This window comes from Enterobacter sp. A103, assembly GCF_034427535.1.
Lineage (GTDB): Bacteria > Pseudomonadota > Gammaproteobacteria > Enterobacterales > Enterobacteriaceae > Enterobacter > Enterobacter asburiae_B.
In genome coordinates, this window is sequence record NZ_JAXQPQ010000002.1 from 86,181 (window position 1) to 105,120 (window position 18,940).

14 protein-coding genes are annotated in these 18,940 nt (G+C 57.0%); 7 read left to right on the plus strand and 7 right to left on the minus strand.

Annotation, left to right across the window (positions count from 1 at the left end; translation table 11 throughout):
• Positions 1-10: 10 nt before the first annotated feature.
• Positions 11-1,234: a peptidase T gene (gene pepT / locus SPH27_RS05820; protein ID WP_032665021.1), complete on the minus strand. Its 1,224-nt coding sequence runs from the start codon at positions 1,232-1,234 to the stop codon at positions 11-13.
• A gap of 237 nt (positions 1,235-1,471) precedes the next feature.
• Here pepT and potA point away from each other — a divergent pair, with 237 nt between their 5' ends.
• From potA to potD, 4 genes are read left to right on the plus strand one after another with little or no spacing between them, the layout of a single operon-like run.
• Entirely contained in the window at positions 1,472-2,620 is a 1,149-nt protein-coding gene (gene potA / locus SPH27_RS05825) for a spermidine/putrescine ABC transporter ATP-binding protein PotA (protein WP_172421426.1), read from the plus strand.
• Complete coding sequence (gene potB / locus SPH27_RS05830; protein WP_182072550.1) at positions 2,604-3,461, plus strand: spermidine/putrescine ABC transporter permease PotB; 858 nt, start codon at positions 2,604-2,606, stop codon at positions 3,459-3,461. Before potA ends, potB begins: the two co-directional genes overlap by 17 nt.
• Positions 3,458-4,249: a spermidine/putrescine ABC transporter permease PotC gene (gene potC / locus SPH27_RS05835; RefSeq protein WP_047061589.1), complete on the plus strand. Its 792-nt coding sequence runs from the start codon at positions 3,458-3,460 to the stop codon at positions 4,247-4,249. Before potB ends, potC begins: the two co-directional genes overlap by 4 nt.
• A complete protein-coding gene (gene potD / locus SPH27_RS05840) occupies positions 4,246-5,280 on the plus strand; it encodes a spermidine/putrescine ABC transporter substrate-binding protein PotD (RefSeq protein WP_182072548.1) in 1,035 nt (344 codons plus the stop codon). The genes potC and potD overlap by 4 nt, the downstream gene beginning before the upstream one ends.
• A 46-nt stretch (positions 5,281-5,326) precedes the next feature.
• On the opposite strand, the gene SPH27_RS05845 is transcribed toward potD, so the two are convergent.
• A complete protein-coding gene (locus tag SPH27_RS05845) occupies positions 5,327-6,556 on the minus strand; it encodes an EAL and HDOD domain-containing protein (RefSeq protein WP_182072546.1) in 1,230 nt (409 codons plus the stop codon).
• Between the two features lie 236 nt (positions 6,557-6,792).
• On the opposite strand from SPH27_RS05845, the gene SPH27_RS05850 reads away from it, so the two are divergent.
• Positions 6,793-8,724 (plus strand): methyl-accepting chemotaxis protein, encoded by a 1,932-nt coding sequence (locus SPH27_RS05850; RefSeq protein ID WP_039261923.1) that lies wholly within the window; start codon positions 6,793-6,795, stop codon positions 8,722-8,724.
• A gap of 45 nt (positions 8,725-8,769) precedes the next feature.
• On the opposite strand, the gene cobB is transcribed toward SPH27_RS05850, so the two are convergent.
• The 5 genes from cobB to lolC are packed head-to-tail and all read right to left on the minus strand — an operon-like array spanning position 8,770 to position 13,708.
• The gene (gene cobB / locus SPH27_RS05855) at positions 8,770-9,591 is read right to left on the minus strand and encodes a Sir2 family NAD+-dependent deacetylase (RefSeq protein ID WP_045888802.1); all 822 of its coding nucleotides are present in this window, start codon (positions 9,589-9,591) and stop codon (positions 8,770-8,772) included.
• 14 nt (positions 9,592-9,605) lie between these two features.
• Positions 9,606-10,517 (minus strand): N-acetylglucosamine kinase, encoded by a 912-nt coding sequence (gene nagK / locus SPH27_RS05860; RefSeq protein WP_048979230.1) that lies wholly within the window; start codon positions 10,515-10,517, stop codon positions 9,606-9,608.
• 53 nt (positions 10,518-10,570) lie between these two features.
• Positions 10,571-11,815 (minus strand): lipoprotein-releasing ABC transporter permease subunit LolE, encoded by a 1,245-nt coding sequence (lolE, locus tag SPH27_RS05865; protein ID WP_182072544.1) that lies wholly within the window; start codon positions 11,813-11,815, stop codon positions 10,571-10,573.
• A complete protein-coding gene (gene lolD / locus SPH27_RS05870; protein WP_008500772.1) occupies positions 11,815-12,516 on the minus strand; it encodes a lipoprotein-releasing ABC transporter ATP-binding protein LolD in 702 nt (233 codons plus the stop codon). The genes lolE and lolD overlap by 1 nt, the downstream gene beginning before the upstream one ends.
• On the minus strand, positions 12,509-13,708 hold the full coding sequence (gene lolC / locus SPH27_RS05875) for a lipoprotein-releasing ABC transporter permease subunit LolC (protein ID WP_032668182.1): 1,200 nt from the start codon (positions 13,706-13,708) through the stop codon (positions 12,509-12,511). Before lolC ends, lolD begins: the two co-directional genes overlap by 8 nt.
• Positions 13,709-13,964: 256 nt before the next feature.
• On the opposite strand from lolC, the gene SPH27_RS05880 reads away from it, so the two are divergent.
• Positions 13,965-15,038, plus strand: a complete 1,074-nt coding sequence (locus tag SPH27_RS05880) for an acyltransferase family protein (protein ID WP_182072542.1) — start codon at positions 13,965-13,967, stop codon at positions 15,036-15,038.
• A gap of 149 nt (positions 15,039-15,187) precedes the next feature.
• Positions 15,188-18,634 (plus strand): transcription-repair coupling factor, encoded by a 3,447-nt coding sequence (gene mfd / locus SPH27_RS05885; RefSeq protein ID WP_023311167.1) that lies wholly within the window; start codon positions 15,188-15,190, stop codon positions 18,632-18,634.
• The last annotated feature ends 306 nt before the right edge of the window (positions 18,635-18,940 follow it).

Below are 18,940 nucleotides of genomic sequence, written 5' to 3' on the forward strand. Positions count from 1 at the left end.
CGGGCTTTTCTTACCGCTTCGCGGTCAACTCTGCTATCCGCACTATCACCTTCACCGCTTTTTCCATCCCCTCCAGCGTCACAAACTCATGCTTGCCATGGTAGTTGTAGCCACCGGTAAACAGGTTCGGGCACGGCAGCCCCATAAACGACAGCTGAGAACCGTCGGTGCCGCCGCGAATCGGCTTCAGCTGCGGTTCAATATCGCAGTCGCGCATCGCCTGCTGGGCGATATCGAGAATATGCGGATGCGCCATCACCTTCTCGCGCATGTTGTAATAGCTGTCTTCAATGATCAGCTCAATATAGCAATCAGGGTGTAACCCTTTACCGACCTTCTTGGCGATCTCCATCATCTTGCGCTTGCGCGCCTCAAAGGCTTTGCGGTCGAAATCGCGGATAATGTAGTGCATCTGCGCGCTGTCCACGGTGCCTTTAATGCTGGTCAGGTGATAGAAACCTTCATACCCTTCGGTCTGTTCAGGGCTCTCTTCCGCCGGGACTTCTGCATGAATTCTGGATGCCAGCGACAGCGCGTTCACCATGACGCCTTTCGCCGAGCCGGGGTGAACGTTGTTGCCGACAATTTTGATCGTGACGGACGCGGCATTGAAGTTTTCATACTCCAGTTCGCCGACGCCACCGCCGTCGACGGTATAAGCCCACTGCGCGTTAAAAGCTTCCACGTCGAAGTGCTTCGCGCCCTTGCCGACCTCTTCATCCGGCGTAAAGGCCACGCGGATATCGCCGTGCGGGATATTTTTGCCCTTCAGCACTGCCAGCGCGGTCATAATTTCCGCAATGCCCGCCTTGTCATCCGCCCCCAGCAGCGTTTTACCGTCGGTGGTGATCAGCGTCTGGCCCAGCAGCTGGTGCAGCACGGGGAACATCACCGGCGAGAGCACCTCGTCGCCAATGCCCAGCGCAATATCGCCGCCGCGGTAATTTTCCACAATCTGCGGGTTCACATGTTTACCGCTAAAATCCGGAGAGGTGTCGACATGGGAGATAAAGCCAATCGCCGGAATATCACCCTGGACATTCGCCGGCAGCGTTGCCATCACAGTGCCTTTTTCGCTTAACGTGACGTTGACCAGCCCCATGGCGTCAAGCTGCTCTTTAAGCAGGTTTAATAACTTCCACTGGCCTTCGGTGCTCGGCACCTGGCGAACACCCGGTTTAGATTGGGTATCCAGCGAAACGTACTGTAAAAAACGCTCAAGTAATTTATCCATGCAGTCACCCTCACTTTTCGTGACAACATTATCAGTAAGCATCAAAACGCAAATATTGCGTCAGGTCACTTTTATCCCGCAAACGAGAATATTTTCCGTTTATATGGTTATGCGTTAGTAAATGTAGCTTATGAATCAGTGACAAGGTTTGGCGTTCGCAGGGGATTGCCGTAGAATGTCCGCCCTCATTACGAGTCACCAAGGTGGTTACACACAAACCCCGCTTCAGTCTGCTGCCTGAGGCGTCTATATGGGACAGCGCAAAAATTGAATACACAATCCCGTTCACGTTCACCGCTGGTGCAACTGGAACGAATTCGTAAAAGTTTTGATGGTAAAGACGTTATTTCCGACCTCACTCTGACCATCAATGACGGTGAGTTTCTGACGCTGCTTGGCCCCTCGGGCTGCGGCAAAACAACCGTACTGCGCCTTATCGCCGGGCTGGAAAGCGTCGATAACGGCCATATCCATCTTGAAAACCAGGACATCACCCAAGTTCCTGCCGAAGATCGCCACGTCAACACCGTCTTTCAGAGCTACGCCCTGTTCCCGCACATGACCGTGTTTGAAAACGTGGCGTTTGGCCTGCGGATGCAAAAAACGCCGGCGAATGAGATCGAACCGCGCGTCACCGACGCCCTGCGCATGGTGCAGCTTGAGACGTTTGCCCAGCGTAAACCCCATCAGCTTTCCGGCGGCCAGCAGCAGCGTGTAGCCATCGCACGCGCCGTGGTCAACAAGCCGCGCCTGCTCCTGCTGGATGAATCCCTCTCCGCGCTGGATTACAAGCTGCGCAAGCAGATGCAGAACGAGCTTAAAGCCCTGCAGCGCAAGCTCGGCATTACCTTTGTCTTCGTCACCCACGATCAGGAAGAGGCCCTGACCATGTCCGACCGCATCGTGGTGATGCGCGACGGCAAAATCGAGCAGGACGGCACGCCGCGCGAAATCTACGAAGAGCCGAAGAATCTGTTTGTCGCCAGCTTCATTGGCGAGATCAATATCTTCGACGCCACGGTGATTGAGCGTCTGGACGACCAGCGCGTGCGCGCCAGCGTCGAAGGACGCGAGTGTAATATCACGGTGAATTTCCCCGTCGAAAAGGGACAAAAACTCAACGTTCTGCTGCGCCCGGAAGATCTGCGCGTCGATGAAATTCACGGCAATACCGAGGCCGAAGGGTTAATTGGCTATATCCGCGAGCGCAACTACAAAGGAATGACGCTGGAGTCCGTCGTCGAGCTGGAGAACGGCAAGATGGTGATGGTCAGCGAATTCTTTAACGAAGACGACCCTGACTTCGACCACTCTCTCGACCAGAAAATGGTTATCAACTGGGTAGAAAGCTGGGAGGTTGTGCTGGCTGATGAAGAACACAAGTAAATTCCAGAATGTGGTGATTGCCACGATCGTCGGTTGGCTTGTGCTGTTTGTCTTTTTGCCCAACCTGATGATCGTTGCCACCAGCTTTCTGACCCGCGACGACGCTAGCTTCGTTTCGCTGGTCTTTACGCTGGACAACTACGTGCGCCTGCTCGATCCGCTCTATTTTGACGTGCTGCTGCACTCGCTCAACATGGCGCTGATTGCCACCCTTGCCTGTCTGGTGCTGGGGTATCCCTTCGCATGGTTCCTCGCGGGCCTGCCGCAAAAGGTGCGGCCTCTGCTGCTGTTTTTACTGATTGTTCCCTTCTGGACCAACTCGTTAATCCGCATCTACGGGCTGAAAATCTTCCTTAGCACTAAAGGCTATCTCAACGAGTTTCTGCTGTGGCTGGGGGTGATTGATACGCCGATCCGCATCATGTTTACCCCGAGCGCGGTGATTGTCGGCCTGGTCTACATCCTGCTGCCGTTTATGGTGATGCCGCTCTACTCCAGCATCGAGAAGCTGGATAAACCGCTGCTGGAGGCGGCAAAAGATCTGGGCGCTAACAAGCTGCAGACCTTCATCCGCATTATTATCCCGCTGACCATGCCGGGCATTATCGCGGGCTGTCTGCTGGTAATGCTCCCGGCGATGGGTTTGTTCTACGTGTCGGATCTGATGGGCGGCGCGAAAAACCTGCTGATCGGTAACGTAATCAAGAGCCAGTTCCTGAACATCCGCGACTGGCCGTTCGGGTCCGCCACCAGCATTACGCTGACGGTGGTCATGGGCCTGATGCTGCTGGTCTACTGGCGCGCCTCACGCTTGCTGAATAAAAAGGTGGAACTCGAATGATCGGTCGACTGCTTCGCGGCGGTTTTATGACCGCCATTTATGCCTGGCTCTATATCCCGATCGTTATTTTGATCGTGAACTCGTTTAACAGCTCACGCTTCGGGATTAACTGGCAGGGCTTTACCACCAGCTGGTACAGCCTGCTGATGAACAACGACAGCCTGCTGCAGGCCGCGCAGCACTCGCTGACGATGGCGATCTTCTCCGCCACCTTCGCGACGCTGATTGGCTCGCTCACCGCCGTGGCGCTGTACCGCTATCGCTTTCGCGGCAAACCGTTCGTCAGCGGCATGCTGTTTGTGGTGATGATGTCGCCGGACATCGTGATGGCCATTTCGCTGCTGGTGCTGTTTATGCTGCTGGGCGTACAGCTTGGCTTCTGGTCGCTGCTGTTCTCGCACATCACCTTCTGCCTGCCGTTTGTGGTGGTGACCGTTTTCGCGCGCCTGAAAGGGTTCGACGTGCGCATGCTGGAGGCGGCGAAAGATCTGGGTGCCAGCGAGATGACCATCCTGCGCAAAATCATCCTGCCGCTGGCGATGCCCGCCGTGGCGGCCGGATGGCTACTTAGCTTCACCCTGTCGATGGATGACGTGGTCGTGTCCTCCTTCGTCACCGGTCCGAGCTATGAAATTCTGCCGTTGAAGATCTATTCAATGGTGAAAGTCGGCGTCTCACCGGAGGTGAACGCGCTGGCGACCATTCTGCTGGTGTTTTCGCTGGTTCTGGTGATCGCCAGCCAGGTTATTGCTCGTGATAAAACAAAATCTCAGGGGACAATGAAATGAAAAAAATGCTCGCCGCTGCGGCGCTGGTGCTTGGCATGGGTGCCGCGCACGCTGATGACAGCAAAACGCTCTACTTCTACAACTGGACCGAATACGTGCCGCCGGGCCTGCTGGAACAGTTCACAAAGGAGACGGGCATCAAGGTGATCTACTCGACCTACGAGTCGAATGAAACCATGTACGCCAAGCTGAAAACCTACAAAGACGGCGCGTACGATCTGGTCGTACCTTCCACCTACTTTGTCGACAAAATGCGCAAAGAGGGCATGATCCAGAAGATCGACAAAACGAAGCTAACCCATTTTTCAAACCTCGATCCAGAGATGCTCAACAAGCCGTTCGACCCGAATAACGACTACTCCATTCCATACATCTGGGGAGCAACCGCGATTGGCGTGAACAGCGAGGCCGTCGATCCGAAAACGGTGACAAGCTGGGCCGATCTCTGGAAACCAGAGTACAAGGGTAGCCTGCTGTTAACCGACGACGCGCGTGAGGTGTTCCAGGTCGCGCTGCGCAAGCTGGGCTACTCGGGCAACACCACGGATCCCAAAGAGATCGAAGCGGCATATACCGAACTGAAGAAGCTGATGCCTAACGTGGCGGCGTTCAACTCTGATAACCCGGCAAACCCGTATATGGAAGGCGAAGTGAATCTGGGGATGGTGTGGAACGGCTCCGCGTATGTCGCCCGCCAGGCCGGGACGCCGCTTGAGGTGGTCTGGCCGAAAGAAGGGGGGATCTTCTGGATGGACAGCCTTGCGATCCCCGCCAACGCGAAAAACGCTGAAGGGGCGCATAAGCTGATTAACTTCCTGCTGCGCCCGGACGTGGCGAAACAGGTTGCCGAGACGATTGGCTACCCGACGCCAAACCTCGCCGCACGCAAGCTGCTGAAACCTGAAGTGGCTAACGATAAATCGCTCTACCCGGATGCCGAAACCATCAGCAAAGGTGAATGGCAGAACGATGTTGGTGACGCCAGCCGCCTCTACGAAGAGTATTACCAGAAATTAAAAGCGGGCCGGTAACGGTATCGCGTTCTTCCTCACGCCGCCTGTACGGCGTGAGGAAGGATTAACTGACCGCATTCTCACCCGCCCAGATTGTCGCCTTTCTCATCGCCTCAACCACATCCTCATCCGACAGACCCAGCGCCTGACGAACCCGGATCGCCTCGTCCCACTGCTGCTGTTCATAGTAACGGCACAGGCTCACCATATCGGCTAACCGTCCCTCCTGGTGGCACAGGGCATTGCTCACGCTCTGCGGGACCGCAATTTGCTTCATCAACTCGGCCATCGGCTGTTCGAGGAGGGTATCTAGCAGAGAAAACAGGCCGCACATGAAGGCATTTTCAGCCAGCGCCGGTTCGTTCATCGTCCCGGCTATCAGCTCGCAGAACTTGCCGCGCATCATACTCAATGGGTAAAGCTCGCTGACGGTGTCATTGCCCGCGCTCGCCAGGACCACCACGGCAACAAACCGTCTCAGCTGATTTTCTCCAAGGTATCTGAGGACTTCACTCAGGGTTAACTTGCTGAAATTACAGGCACCGATATGTTTAAATGCGGTGTGTTTCATGTAGCGCATGATTTTCCAGGACAGCGTGAGATCGGTTTTAATCAACGACTCGACGATCCGAAAATCAGGCTTATTGCGCCCAACCTCCATTTGCAGCCGAAAAATTGCCAGCTGATTTTGCGATAGCCGTTTATATTTAATGACCTCCGGACGGCAGAAAAAATAGCCCTGAAACAGCGAGAATCCCTCTTCCCTGTATTGGCTGAATTCCTCTTTAGTCTCAATTTTTTCAGCGAGATATTTAATATGCCCGGTTAAATGTTTACGCTCTTTCAGATACTGTTTAATTTGCGCTAAGGTATAATTTCTGACGTCAAATTTCAGTATTGAAATATAGGGTAAAAAAGCATCCCATTCTGGAGCAAGGGTGAAATCATCAAGCGCAAACTGATACCCATCCGCACTCATCTCCCTGACGGCCTGCAACAGCTCCGCTCCCGGCACAGCATCTTCCAGGATCTCAATGACCACGCTCTCTTTATCCAGCGCTTCTCCACTGCGGTCTATGACCATCCGCGACGGGAAATTAATAAACGACGTATGTGCCCCGGCGATGCGCTGGGACGGCACGCATAAAAACTGATCTGATATCATCCTGGAGGTGGCATATTCCGCCGACACATCCGGAAAACGGTTTGTCATCCCATCTCTGAAGAGCAGTTCATAGGCCACCGTCTTCATCTCAGGGTTAAAAATGGGTTGTCGCGCAATAAATCCGTACATATCCCATCCTCCTCTACAACTTTATATTTATTAGCATCCTCTTTCTACACGACGATAACGAGCTTTATCGAGCACTATTTTGATTGAATGCACAAAATAAAAGCATCCACACTAATTAACCGGATTTACAAATCAAATTTTAAATTAAATATCCCTGGCGCTCTACAGAAAGAGGAGAAAATATCCGATAAGGAATATGTGCCTGCCCGACATGCACGATATTACGGGAGATGAGAATGAAAGACGCCGTGGTCCAAAGAAAAAAAATAAGAGTCAAGACGTTGATGCTATTGTCCATTTTCCTCACCGTAACGGTGGGCTTTACGGCAACGATCGGGTTTATGATGTGGCAGTGGATGGCACAGCAGGAGGTTCTGGCCAAAAAACATATCCGCCAGATTGCTGAAGTGCAAGCGTTGCAGGTCAGCAAACAGCTGGATTCTGCCCTGACTGCCGCCCGGGATATGGGCAACAGCGCCCTGGCGCTGCGCGAGGCGGGCGTGACCGATCGCCAGAGCCTGAACCAGCTGCTCATCCACTACCTTTCGGCTCACCCGCAGTTTCTCTCCATGTCGATGGCCTTTGAGCCTAACGCGTTCGACGATAAAGATGCCGTCTGGGCCGGTCAAAGCGGTGAAGATCCTGCCGGGCGCTACGCCCGCTATGTCGACCGGGACGCCACCGGCAAACCGGCATTACACCTGCTGACGGACATCGAAACGCCCGGCAGCGGCGATTATTATCTGCTGCCGAAACAACGCCATAAAGATGTGATCATCGAACCCTATATCTATCCCTACAACGGCGTGGACGTGATGCTCACCTCGATTGCCGCCCCCATCATGCGTGACGGTCAGTTTCTGGGCTCGGTCACCTCTGACTTCTCCCTCGCCACGCTGCAATCGACGATCGGCGCGATTAAACCGTGGAATGGCACGGGCTATGCCCTGCTCCTCTCCGCAGGTCATAACGTGGTGTCCAGCCCGGACAAGCGCGCGGCGGGCAAGCCTTACGCCGGTCAGATTGCCGGTCATGACGTCACCCGCATTAACGATCCGCTGCTGAAGGAGGACGTGTTTATCACCTGGCAGGACATCGCCGTCGGTAACAGCCAGACGCCGTGGAAACTTGCCATTATCACGCCGGTCAGCGAAGTGATGGCCGAAGCGCGCGCATTTTTACTGAAAGCCATCATCATGATGGTGCTAAGCATCGTGGCGGTTAGCCTGGTCATGGCACAGATCTTCACCCGCAAAGTTGACCGTCCGGTTGGGGGAGAACCTTCTGAGGCCGCCGGGATCGCTCTGGCCGTTGCCCGGGGAGACCTGAACAACACCATCCCGGTGCGTTCCGGAGATACCCACAGCATTTTTTACGCCCTGCACACCATGCAGATGCAGCTCAAGCGCATCGTCGACAATATCAGCGAAGCCAGCCACTCCGTGCACGGCGGCACCAGCGAAATTTCGGCGGGCAACCTGGACCTCGCCTCGCGAACCGAGGAACAGGCGGCTGCGATTGTTGAAACGGCAGCCAGCATGGAAGAGATTTCGGTCACGGTGAAGAATAACGCCGACAACGCCCACAAGGCGACCACGCTGACCGATCGCGCCGCGAACCTCGCCGGGCATGGCGAAACGCTGGTGAACGACGTGGTCGTGGTGATTGGGGAGATTGATGAGAGCGCGCGTAAGATCGGCGAGATTAACAGCATCGTCGACGGCATCGCCTTCCAGACCAATATCCTGGCGCTGAATGCTGCCGTTGAAGCGGCACGGGCAGGCGAACAGGGGCGCGGCTTCGCAGTTGTCGCTGGGGAAGTGCGCAATCTTGCCCAGCGAAGCGCTAACGCGGCAAAAGAGATCTCTCAGCTGATTGCCGAGTCCTCAGGGCGCGTCAGCAAAGGCGTTGAGCTGGTCAATGAAACCGGGGTGATGATGAAACAGGTGATTGAAGCAGTATCGCATGTGCATCTGGTCATCAACGATATCGTTCAGGCGCTGGACGAGCAAAATCGCGGGATTAGCCAGGTCAGCACCGCCGTTAACCAGATGGACAGCACGACCCAGCAGAACGCCTCGCTGGTTCAGCAGATCTCTGCGGCGGCGCTCTCGCTGGATGAGCAGGCTAAATCGCTCGAGAAGACGCTGGCGTTCTTCCACTCATAAATAAAAAGGCACCCGTCCAGCGGGTGCCTTTTCACGCGATTGCCGTTACAGCCCTTTCAGCAGCTTGTCGACAAACTCCGGGACGACCGTGCTTGCCAGACCGTAGTGTTTCTCTTCAAACTCGCTGCCCACCTGGCTTGGCTCAAGATTGAGTTCTACCGTATGCGCACCGTGCAGGCGCGCTTCGTGGACAAACCCCGCCGCCGGATAAACATGACCGGATGTGCCGATGGCGATAAACACGTCGGCCATCGCCAGCGCGCTGTAGATATCATCCATTCCCAGCGGCATTTCGCCGAACCAGACCACGTGCGGACGCAGGCGCGACGGGAACTGGCAGCAGTGGCACTTATCCTCTGGCAGCACGTCCTCTTGCCAGTCCAGCACCTGACCGCTCCAGGCGCAGCGAACCTTGAGCAGCTCGCCGTGCATGTGGATGATATTCTTGTTACCGGCCCGCTCGTGCAGGTTATCGATATTCTGCGTCACCAGCAGAAAACGATCGCCGAGCGCCTCTTCGAGCTTCGCCAGCGCCAGATGCGCCGCATTCGGCGCGACGTCAGGCTGCTGAAGCTGACGACGGCGGGCGTTGTAAAACGCCTGGACGAGATCCGGATCGCGGGCAAAGCCTTCCGGCGTGGCTACATCCTCCACGCGGTGCTCTTCCCACAGCCCGTCCGCCGCGCGGAAGGTTCGAATTCCTGACTCGGCGGAGATCCCCGCCCCGGTCAGCACCACCACTCTGGGTTTATCCATCGCTTCTGGCATTATTCTGTCTCTGAAAAAAATCCGCTGGCGCAAGCGCTCACGCAAGCGGCGTTTGTTTTTGCGAAAACGGCTGAGTCGACCCTGGCGACGCGACAGCATAGAAACCTCGTAAACTAATCGGTGAGATGAAGGAATGCGGCTCCGCGCATGCCTCCTGCGTCCCCGTGTCGCGCGCGTTCAATACGCGGCACGCGGGCAACCGGCAATAAATGTCGGGGCAAACGCCCGGACAACCGTTCCGTAATCGCGGTAAAGTTTGAAAGCCCTCCCCCGATCACCAGCAGATCCGGGTCGACGATGGTGAGAATATTTCCCAGACACACCGCCAGCAGATCCAGATAACGCTCGACGTGCTCACGCGCCTGCGCATCCCCTTGCTCCCACAGGGTAATGATTTGAGGAGCCTCAAGTTTCTGATGATAGAAGTGTTCGTAAAGCCATGCAAACCCGCGGCCGGAGAGGTAGTTCTCAATACAGCCGTGCTGGCCGCAGCCGCAGCGGGTCAGCGGGAAATCGCGCCCCACTACCTCCAGGGCATCCACCGGGAGACGGATATGACCAAACTCGCCGGTGATGTAGCTGCGCCCGGTGATTGGCTTCCCGTTGATCACAATTCCCCCGCCGACGCCGGTACCGAGGATCAGCCCCATCACCAGCGGATACTGACGGAACTCATCGTCCCAGGCTTCGGAGAGCGCAAAGCAGTTAGCATCATTGTCTAAACGCACGTCGCGTTCAAGGAGGGCAGAGAGATCGGCGCGGAGCGGTTTACCGCTGGCGGCAGGCACGTTGGCAGCATACAGCGTGCCGTCGTCGGTTTCGGGCATACCCGGAATGCCGATGCCGACGCTGCCTTTCACGCCAAAGCGTTCATCGGCCTGCGCCACCAGCGCGGCAATCGCGGTTAAAAATTCGTCGTAGCTTTCGCGCGGCGTGGGAACGCGGGTTTCCCACTGTAGTTTGAGGTCTTTATCAAACACGCCGAGCGCAATCTTGGTGCCGCCAATATCAAATCCGTAATACATAACGCATTCCTCTTTTAACCTGGCGGCCCGAAAGCCGCTAGATCATGACGTAATTACTGGCCACTTAATACCCTCGCCGGATCAATTCGGCTTGCGCGACGCGCCGGATACCAGCTTGCCAGCAGACTCAGTAAAAGTGCTGTAACCAGCACATAAAAAACGTCCAGCCAGTGCAGTTCAGACGGCAGGAAGTCAATAAAGTAGATATCACCCGACAGGAACTGGTGACCAATAAGCTTTTCGATCCCGTTGATAATCGGCGTCAGCTGCAGGGAAACCACCACGCCAATCACCACGCCGCAAAGGCTACCGAACAGCCCCGCCAGCAAACCGTACCAGACGAAGATGGCGCGAATAAGACCGTCTTTCGCCCCCAGCGTACGCAGCACGGCGATGTCGCCGCTCTTGTCCTTGACCGCCATCACCAGCGTCGAGACGATATTAAAGCACGCCACACCAATCACCAGCACCATCGCCAGATACATGATGGCGCGGATCATCTGGATATCACGGTACATATAGCCGTAAGTGCCGATCCAGCTTTTGATGTAGACATAGTTATTGGTCACGCTGCCCGCGTCGCGAACCAGTTTGTTGGCGTTAAAGACGTCGTTCACCTTAATGGCAATGCCCGTCACGCTGTCAGGCATGTCGAGATACTGGCGCGCATCCTCCATCGGCACCATCGCAAAGCTATGGTCAAGCTGACCGCTCAGCTGAAGAATACCGGTGACGTGCAGGCGCACGCGCTTAGGCTGCTGCAGTTTGTGGTCGGCGCTGGCGTTCGGGATCATGATCGACACCCAGTCGCCCTGCTTCACCTTCAGGGCATCGGCCACGCCTTTACCCATGATGATCTGCTGCTCGCCGGCCTTAAAGTTGGCCCACGCGCCGTTCTGCACATAGTTTGGCAGCGCGCTGAGACGCGCTTCCTGGGCGGGGTTAACCCCCTTTACCTGAATGGCGCGCAGGTTTACCCCGCTCTCCACCAGCCCGGTAAAGTTAATGTAGGGCGCGGCCGCGGCAATGCCCGGCACCTTTTCGACTTTGGCGAGCGCATCGCTCCAGTTCGTCCACGGCTGGTTAACCGGCTCGATCTCCCCGTGCGGCACTACCGCCAGAATGCGGTTATTCAGCTCGCGCTCAAAACCGTTCATGGCGCTCAAGCCGACAATCAGCACCGCCACACCGAGCGCAATACCGATGGTCGAGATGACGGAGATCAGCGACACCATGCCGCCGCGACGGCGGCCGCGGCTAAAACGTAAACCGATGAGTAACGATAACGGTGACGCCATTACTCTGCTCCCATCAGGGTCAGTTCCGCGTTCAGATGGCCGTCGCGCATCTCAAGCTGACGCCCCATGCGTTTTGCCAGCTGCAGATCGTGGGTTACGACCAGAAACGCGGTGCCCTGCGAGGCGTTCAGCTCGCCGAGAAGCTGGAAAATACTGTCCGCATTGCGGGCATCCAGGTTACCGGTAGGCTCATCCGCCAGCACCAGACGCGGGTTGTTGACCAGCGCACGGGCAATCGCCACGCGCTGGCGCTCGCCGCCGGAAAGCTCAGAGGGACGATGGTTACCGCGATGGCCCAGCCCTACCGCTTTCAGCATGTCGCTGGCGCGGGCGTTAATTTCTGCCGGTTTCTTTTTGCCAATCAGCAGCGGCATCGCCACGTTTTCCAGCGCCGTGAAATCCGGCAGCAGGTGGTGGAACTGGTAGATAAAGCCCAGCTCGCGGTTACGCAGCTCTGCCTTCGCCGCAGAGGACATTTTGCTCATCGGCTGGCCGGAGAAAATCACGTCGCCGTTAGTTGGCGTATCCAGCCCGCCCAGCAGATGCAGCAGCGTGCTTTTACCCGAGCCGGAGCTGCCGACAATCGCCATCATCTCGCCTTCGCCCACGCTGAAGCTCACATTGTGCAGCACGTCGGTTTGCACAGTGCCTTCCTGATAGCGTTTGGACAGGTTGTCGCATTGCAACAGGATCTTATTCATAACGTAAAGCCTCAGCGGGTTGAGTGGCGGCAGCGCGCCAGGAAGGATAAAGCGTAGAAAGCAGCGCAATGGCCATCGCGGCCAGCGCAATACCGACCACCTGCAGCGGCTCGATAGCCACCGGCAGCGCCGCGCCGTCGAGAAGAGCGCCGATGATCGGCATTAAGTTATTAAGCTGGCTGGCAAGCAAGGCCCCCAGCACGGCGCCGAGCAGCGCGCCAATGATGCCTGCGCTGGCACCCTGCACCATAAACACCGCCATAATCTGGCGCGGCGTGAGCCCCTGGGTTTGCAGAATGGCGACTTCGCCCTGCTTCTCCATCACCATCAGGCCCAGCGAGGTAATGATGTTAAATGCGGCCACGGCCACGATCAGGCTCAGCAGCAGCCCCATCATATTTTTTTCCATCCGCACGGCCTGGAACAGTTCGCCTTTACGCTCGCGCCAGTCCTGCCATTTGGTGCCGTCCGGCAGTTTTTGCTGGCTGAGGGTATCGACCTTCAGCGGCGCGTCGAGCCACAGGCGCCAGCCGGTGATATTCCCTGCCGGGTAGCGCATCAGGCGTGAAGCGTCCTGGATATTTACCAGCATCTGATAGCCATCGACTTCGCTGTTGGCGGCAAAGGTACCAATCACGTTAAACAGGCGCTGGCTCGGCAGGCGTCCCATCGGCGTAAACTGGCTGGCAGAGGGCACCATCACGCGCAGCTGGTCACCGCGGTTGACGCCAAGCTGTCCGGCAAGCTGTTCACCCAGAATCACGTTGTATTTTCCGGCTTCCAGATCGGTCTGCTTCACGTTAACCAGATACGGCGTCAGCGGATCGTTTTGCGCCGGGTCAATACCCAGCATCACGCCGACCGCCACGCTGCGGGCGCTTTGCAGCACCACGTCGCCGGTCGTCAACGGCGCAACGCGCGTGACGCCCTGTAACTTCGCCGCGCTTTCCGGCAGCTGTTGCGGATTAACCGAACCGTTGGATGATGAGAGAACGGCCTGCGGCATCAGCCCCAGGATGTTGTTTTGCAGCTCGCGTTCGAAGCCATTCATGACGGAAAGCACCGTCACCAGTGCCATCACGCCAAGCGTAATGCCAATAGTCGAAAGCCAGGAGACAAAGCGACCGAAGCGGTCCGCGGCGCGCCCACGCATGTAACGTAAGCCTATGAAGAGTGCGACAGGTTGATACATGAAATCCGTCTGTTTGCTGATAGCAGACCCACGAGTATATAAGCGAATCCGTTAAGCGTAAATGACTGAAACAGTAAGCTTTGGTAATCATTCTTCCGAAAAATTCAGATAAATCAGGGTGCTATTGTCTGAATACTCACCTCGCAACCTCCACCTTTTCCGAAAAACCACCGGATACAGACTGTTACCCATTACATCCCGGCTTCGTTTTACAACAATTGCTCGTTCGTTTATGGCAATAAGGTAGTGGCGAACAATGAAGCAAAAAGCATTATGGATTAACCAGATAAAAGGGCTGTGTATCTGCCTGGTGGTTATCTATCATTCGGTTATCACGTTTTATCCGCATCTGATCGGGCTGCAACACCCACTCTCCGGCCTTCTCGCCAAATGCTGGGTCTATTTTAACCTCTATCTCGCACCGTTTCGTATGCCGGTCTTCTTCTTTATCTCCGGCTATCTGATCCGTCGTTATATTGACGAAGTGGACTGGCGAACCAGTCTCGACAAACGGATCTGGAGCATTGTCTGGGTCCTGGCGCTGTGGGGCGTCCTGCAATGGCAGGCGTTGACCCATCTGAACGCCTGGCTGGCGCCCGAGCGTGAGCTTGCCACCGCGTCGAACGCGGCCTACGCCGACTCGCTCTCAGGGTTTGTACGGGGTATGCTGACCGCCAGCACCAGCCTGTGGTATCTGTATGCTCTGGTGGTCTACTTCACGCTGTGTAAACTGCTGAGCCGCTGGAAGCTGCCGGTACTGGGACTGCTGGCGCTGGCAAGCATCGCGATTAACTTCCTGCCGCTGCCGTGGTGGGGAATGAACAGCGTGGTCCGCAACATGATCTACTACAGCCTCGGGGCGTGGTATGGCGCAGAGCTGATGGCGTGGATGAAAAGCGTCAACCTGCGCCGCATCTGGCTGGCAACCGGCGCTTTCGCCGCCGTCTCCGTGGTGCTGTGGTTTGCTAACGTTCCGCTGCTGCTCTCATTGCTGTCGATTGTGCTGATCATGAAGCTGTTCTACAGCCTTGAGCAGCGCTACGCCGTTCACCCGAACAATCTGCTGAACGTGATTGGCTCAAACACCATTGCGATTTATACCACCCACCGCATCCTGATTGAGGCCTTTAGCCTGTTCCTGATTGGCGAGATGAATGCCGCCTCGTGGCCGGTCTGGGCAGAGCTCACCCTGGTGCTGGTCTACCCGTTTGCCAGCCTGCTGATCTGCACCCTTGCCGGGCTCGGGGTGCGTAAAATCTCCACCTCGCTGTTTGGGGACGTTTTCTTCTCTCCTCCGTCTACGCTGACCCTGTCACCTTCGACGCGTTAACGCCCTCTCCGCCCCCGTTTTGGGGGCGTTTAGCCCTGCCGTGCGGTTACGATTTGCTTATGTAAAACGATCGAGGATAATAAAGACATTGCGTATCAGTGATATGCCCCAATACTGTTGGTATATCCATAAGAGACTCTGACATAGCCATGCCTGAACACTATCGTTATTCCTTGCCTGTCAAAGCGGGCGACCAGCGCCAGCTGGGTGAACTCACGGGCGCGGCGTGCGCCACGCTGGTGGCGGAAATCGCCGAGCGTCATCCAGGCCCGGTGATTCTGGTTGCCCCGGATATGCAAAACGCCCTGCGCCTGCACGATGAAATTCGCCAGTTCACCGATAGCCTGGTGTTCAGCCTGGCCGACTGGGAGACGCTGCCGTATGACAGCTTCTCTCCGCATCAGGAGATCATCTCCTCGCGCCTGTCGACGCTCTATCAGCTGCCGACTATGCAGCGCGGCGTGCTGATTGTGCCGGTGAACACCCTGATGCAGCGCGTCTGTCCGCACAGCTATCTGCACGGTCACGCGCTGGTGATGAAAAAGGGCCAGCGCCTCTCCCGTGACGCCCTGCGCGCGCAGCTTGACGGTGCCGGCTATCGCCACGTCGACCAGGTGATGGAACACGGGGAATACGCGACTCGCGGCGCGCTGCTCGACCTTTATCCGATGGGCAGCGACCAGCCGTATCGTCTGGATTTTTTTGATGATGAAATCGACAGCCTGCGCGTATTCGACGCCGACACGCAGCGCACGCTGGAGGAAGTAGAGTCCATCAATTTACTACCCGCGCATGAGTTCCCAACGGACAAAACCGCTATCGAGCTGTTCCGCAGCCAGTGGCGCGATAAGTTCGAGGTGAAGCGCGACGCGGAACATATTTATCAGCAGGTCAGTAAAGGCACGCTTCCAGCCGGGATCGAATACTGGCAGCCGCTGTTCTTCAACGAGCCGCTGCCTGCCCTGTTCAGCTACTTCCCGGCGAATACGCTGATTGTCAACACCGGGGATATCGACGCCAGCGCCAGCCGCTTTGAGAGCGAAACCCGCGCGCGCTTTGAAAACCGTGGCGTTGATCCGATGCGTCCGCTGCTGCCGCCGGAAGCGCTGTGGCTGCGCACCGACGAGCTCAACGCCGAGCTGAAGCGCTGGCCGCGCATGCAGCTGAAAACCGATTCGCTTGCCGATAAGGCCGCCAATACCAACCTCGCCTTCCGGACGCTGCCGGACCTGGCCGTTCAGGCGCAGCAGAAATCTCCGCTGGATAATCTGCGCAAGTTCCTGGAGTCCTTCACCGGCCCGGTGGTGTTCTCCGTTGAGAGTGAAGGCCGCCGCGAAGCGTTAGGTGAGCTGCTGGGACGCATCAAAGTGGCGCCGAAGCGCATCCTGCGTCTGAGCGAAGCGACCGGAAACGGTCGTTACCTGATGATTGGCGCCGCCGAGCACGGGTTCATCGACACGCTCAACAACCTGGCGCTGATTTGCGAAAGCGACCTGCTGGGCGAGCGCGTCGCGCGTCGCCGTCAGGACAGCCGTCGGACCATCAACCCGGACACGCTGATCCGTAACCTGGCCGAGCTGCATCCCGGCCAGCCGATTGTTCACCTGGAACACGGCGTTGGGCGCTATCAGGGGATGACCACGCTGGAAGCGGGTGGCATCAAAGGTGAATACCTGATGCTGACCTACGCTAACGACGCCAAACTGTATGTTCCAGTATCGTCCCTGCATCTGATCAGCCGCTACGCGGGCGGTGCCGAAGAGAATGCGCCGCTGCACAAGCTGGGCGGCGACGCCTGGGCGCGCGCGCGCCAGAAGGCGGCGGAAAAAGTACGCGACGTGGCCGCCGAGCTGCTGGATATCTACGCCCAGCGCGCGGCCAAACAGGGCTTCGCCTTTAAGCACGATAAAGAACAGTACCAGTTGTTCTGCGACAGCTTCCCGTTTGAAACCACGCCGGATCAGGCCCAGGCCATCAACGCCGTGCTGAGCGACATGTGCCAGCCGCTGGCCATGGACCGCTTAGTCTGCGGCGACGTCGGCTTCGGCAAAACCGAAGTGGCGATGCGCGCCGCCTTCCTTGCGGTGGAAAACAACAAGCAGGTGGCGGTGCTGGTGCCGACCACCCTGCTCGCTCAGCAGCACTTCGATAACTTCCGCGACCGTTTCGCCAACTGGCCGGTACGTATCGAGATGCTCTCGCGTTTTCGCAGCACCAAAGAACAGACGCAGATCCTCGAACAGGCCAGCGAAGGCAAAATCGATATTCTGATCGGCACCCACAAGCTGCTGCAAAGCGACGTGAAGTGGAAAGATCTGGGGCTGCTGATCGTCGACGAAGAGCACCGCTTCGGGGTGCGTCATAAAGAGCGAATCAAAGCGATGCGCGCCGACGTCGATATCCTGACTCTGACCGCGACGCCGATCCCGCGAACCCTCAACATGGCGATGAGCGGCATGCGCGATCTGTCAATTATCGCCACGCCGCCTGCGCGCCGTCTGGCGGTGAAAACCTTTGTCCGCGAGTACGATAATCTGGTGGTGCGTGAGGCCATTCTGCGTGAAGTGCTGCGCGGAGGTCAGGTCTACTACCTCTACAATGACGTGGAAAACATCCAGAAAGCGGCGGACAGGCTGGCGGAGCTGGTGCCGGAAGCGCGCATCGCTATCGGTCACGGGCAGATGCGCGAGCGCGAGCTGGAGCGGGTAATGAACGACTTCCACCACCAGCGCTTTAACGTGCTGGTGTGTACCACCATCATTGAGACCGGGATCGACATTCCGACGGCAAACACCATCATCATTGAGCGTGCGGATCACTTTGGTCTGGCGCAGCTTCACCAGCTGCGCGGCCGCGTCGGGCGTTCGCACCATCAGGCCTACGCCTGGCTGCTGACGCCGCATCCGAAAGCGATGACCACCGACGCGCAAAAGCGTCTGGAAGCCATCGCCTCGCTGGAAGACCTGGGCGCTGGCTTTGCGCTGGCGACGCACGATCTCGAGATCCGCGGTGCCGGCGAACTGCTGGGTGAAGACCAGAGCGGCTCCATGGAAACCATCGGCTTCTCGCTCTATATGGAGCTGCTGGAAAACGCGGTTGATGCCCTGAAGGCCGGACGCGAGCCGTCGCTGGAAGATCTTACCAGCCAGCAGACCGAGGTCGAGCTGCGTATGCCTTCCCTACTGCCGGACGATTTTATTCCGGACGTGAATACCCGACTGTCGTTCTACAAGCGCATCGCCAGCGCGAAGAAGGAGAACGAGCTGGAAGAGATCAAGGTGGAGCTGATCGACCGCTTTGGTCTGCTGCCCGATCCGGCGAGAAATTTGCTGGATATCGCGAGGCTGCGCCAGCAGGCGCAAAAGTTGGGGATCCGCAAGCTTGAAGGCAATGAAAAAGGCGGCGTGATTGAATTCGCCGAGAAGAATCACGTCAACCCGATGTGGCTGATCGGCCTGCTGCAAAAACAGCCGCAGCATTTCCGTCTGGATGGTCCAACACGTCTCAAATTTACCCAGGAGCTGACGGAGCGCAAAACCCGTATGGACTGGGTGCGTAACTTTATGCGCCAGCTGGAAGAGAACGCGATCGCATAACCTCCCTTCCCCCTGTTAGCTGAGGAATTTCATGTAGTTTATTAACCGGAAGCGATGAAAGTTGCTTCCGGGAATGAACAGCTTACAGCGCCCCCCTGGTCCGGCTGTAAATCGCTGAGGCGTTTCCTGCAGGCCGGGGCGAGGCGCAGGGATGCGCCGGGAGGGCGGGCTTTACAGGGATGTTACCTCCGCCCGTCCCCGAAAAGCCGGAAGGAATAAGCCGAAGACAAAATTGCCGGGAGCAATTTTGGACAGCGCTTGCGCTGGCCCCGAAGGGGTGAGCCCCAGGGATGGGGCGAACAATCC

Bases quoted from the DNA above. Each gene is read 5' to 3' on its own strand.
- pepT (WP_032665021.1), bottom strand. From the start codon at position 1,234: ATGGATAAATTACTTGAGCGTTTTTTACAGTACGTTTCGCTGGATACC.
- potB (WP_182072550.1), top strand. From the start codon at position 2,604: ATGAAGAACACAAGTAAATTCCAGAATGTGGTGATTGCCACGATCGTC.
- potC (WP_047061589.1), top strand. From the start codon at position 3,458: ATGATCGGTCGACTGCTTCGCGGCGGTTTTATGACCGCCATTTATGCC.
- potD (WP_182072548.1), top strand. From the start codon at position 4,246: ATGAAAAAAATGCTCGCCGCTGCGGCGCTGGTGCTTGGCATGGGTGCC.
- SPH27_RS05845 (WP_182072546.1), bottom strand. From the start codon at position 6,556: ATGTACGGATTTATTGCGCGACAACCCATTTTTAACCCTGAGATGAAG.
- SPH27_RS05850 (WP_039261923.1), top strand. From the start codon at position 6,793: ATGAAAGACGCCGTGGTCCAAAGAAAAAAAATAAGAGTCAAGACGTTG.
- cobB (WP_045888802.1), bottom strand. From the start codon at position 9,591: ATGCTGTCGCGTCGCCAGGGTCGACTCAGCCGTTTTCGCAAAAACAAA.
- nagK (WP_048979230.1), bottom strand. From the start codon at position 10,517: ATGTATTACGGATTTGATATTGGCGGCACCAAGATTGCGCTCGGCGTG.
- lolE (WP_182072544.1), bottom strand. From the start codon at position 11,815: ATGGCGTCACCGTTATCGTTACTCATCGGTTTACGTTTTAGCCGCGGC.
- lolD (WP_008500772.1), bottom strand. From the start codon at position 12,516: ATGAATAAGATCCTGTTGCAATGCGACAACCTGTCCAAACGCTATCAG.
- lolC (WP_032668182.1), bottom strand. From the start codon at position 13,708: ATGTATCAACCTGTCGCACTCTTCATAGGCTTACGTTACATGCGTGGG.
- SPH27_RS05880 (WP_182072542.1), top strand. From the start codon at position 13,965: ATGAAGCAAAAAGCATTATGGATTAACCAGATAAAAGGGCTGTGTATC.
- mfd (WP_023311167.1), top strand. From the start codon at position 15,188: ATGCCTGAACACTATCGTTATTCCTTGCCTGTCAAAGCGGGCGACCAG.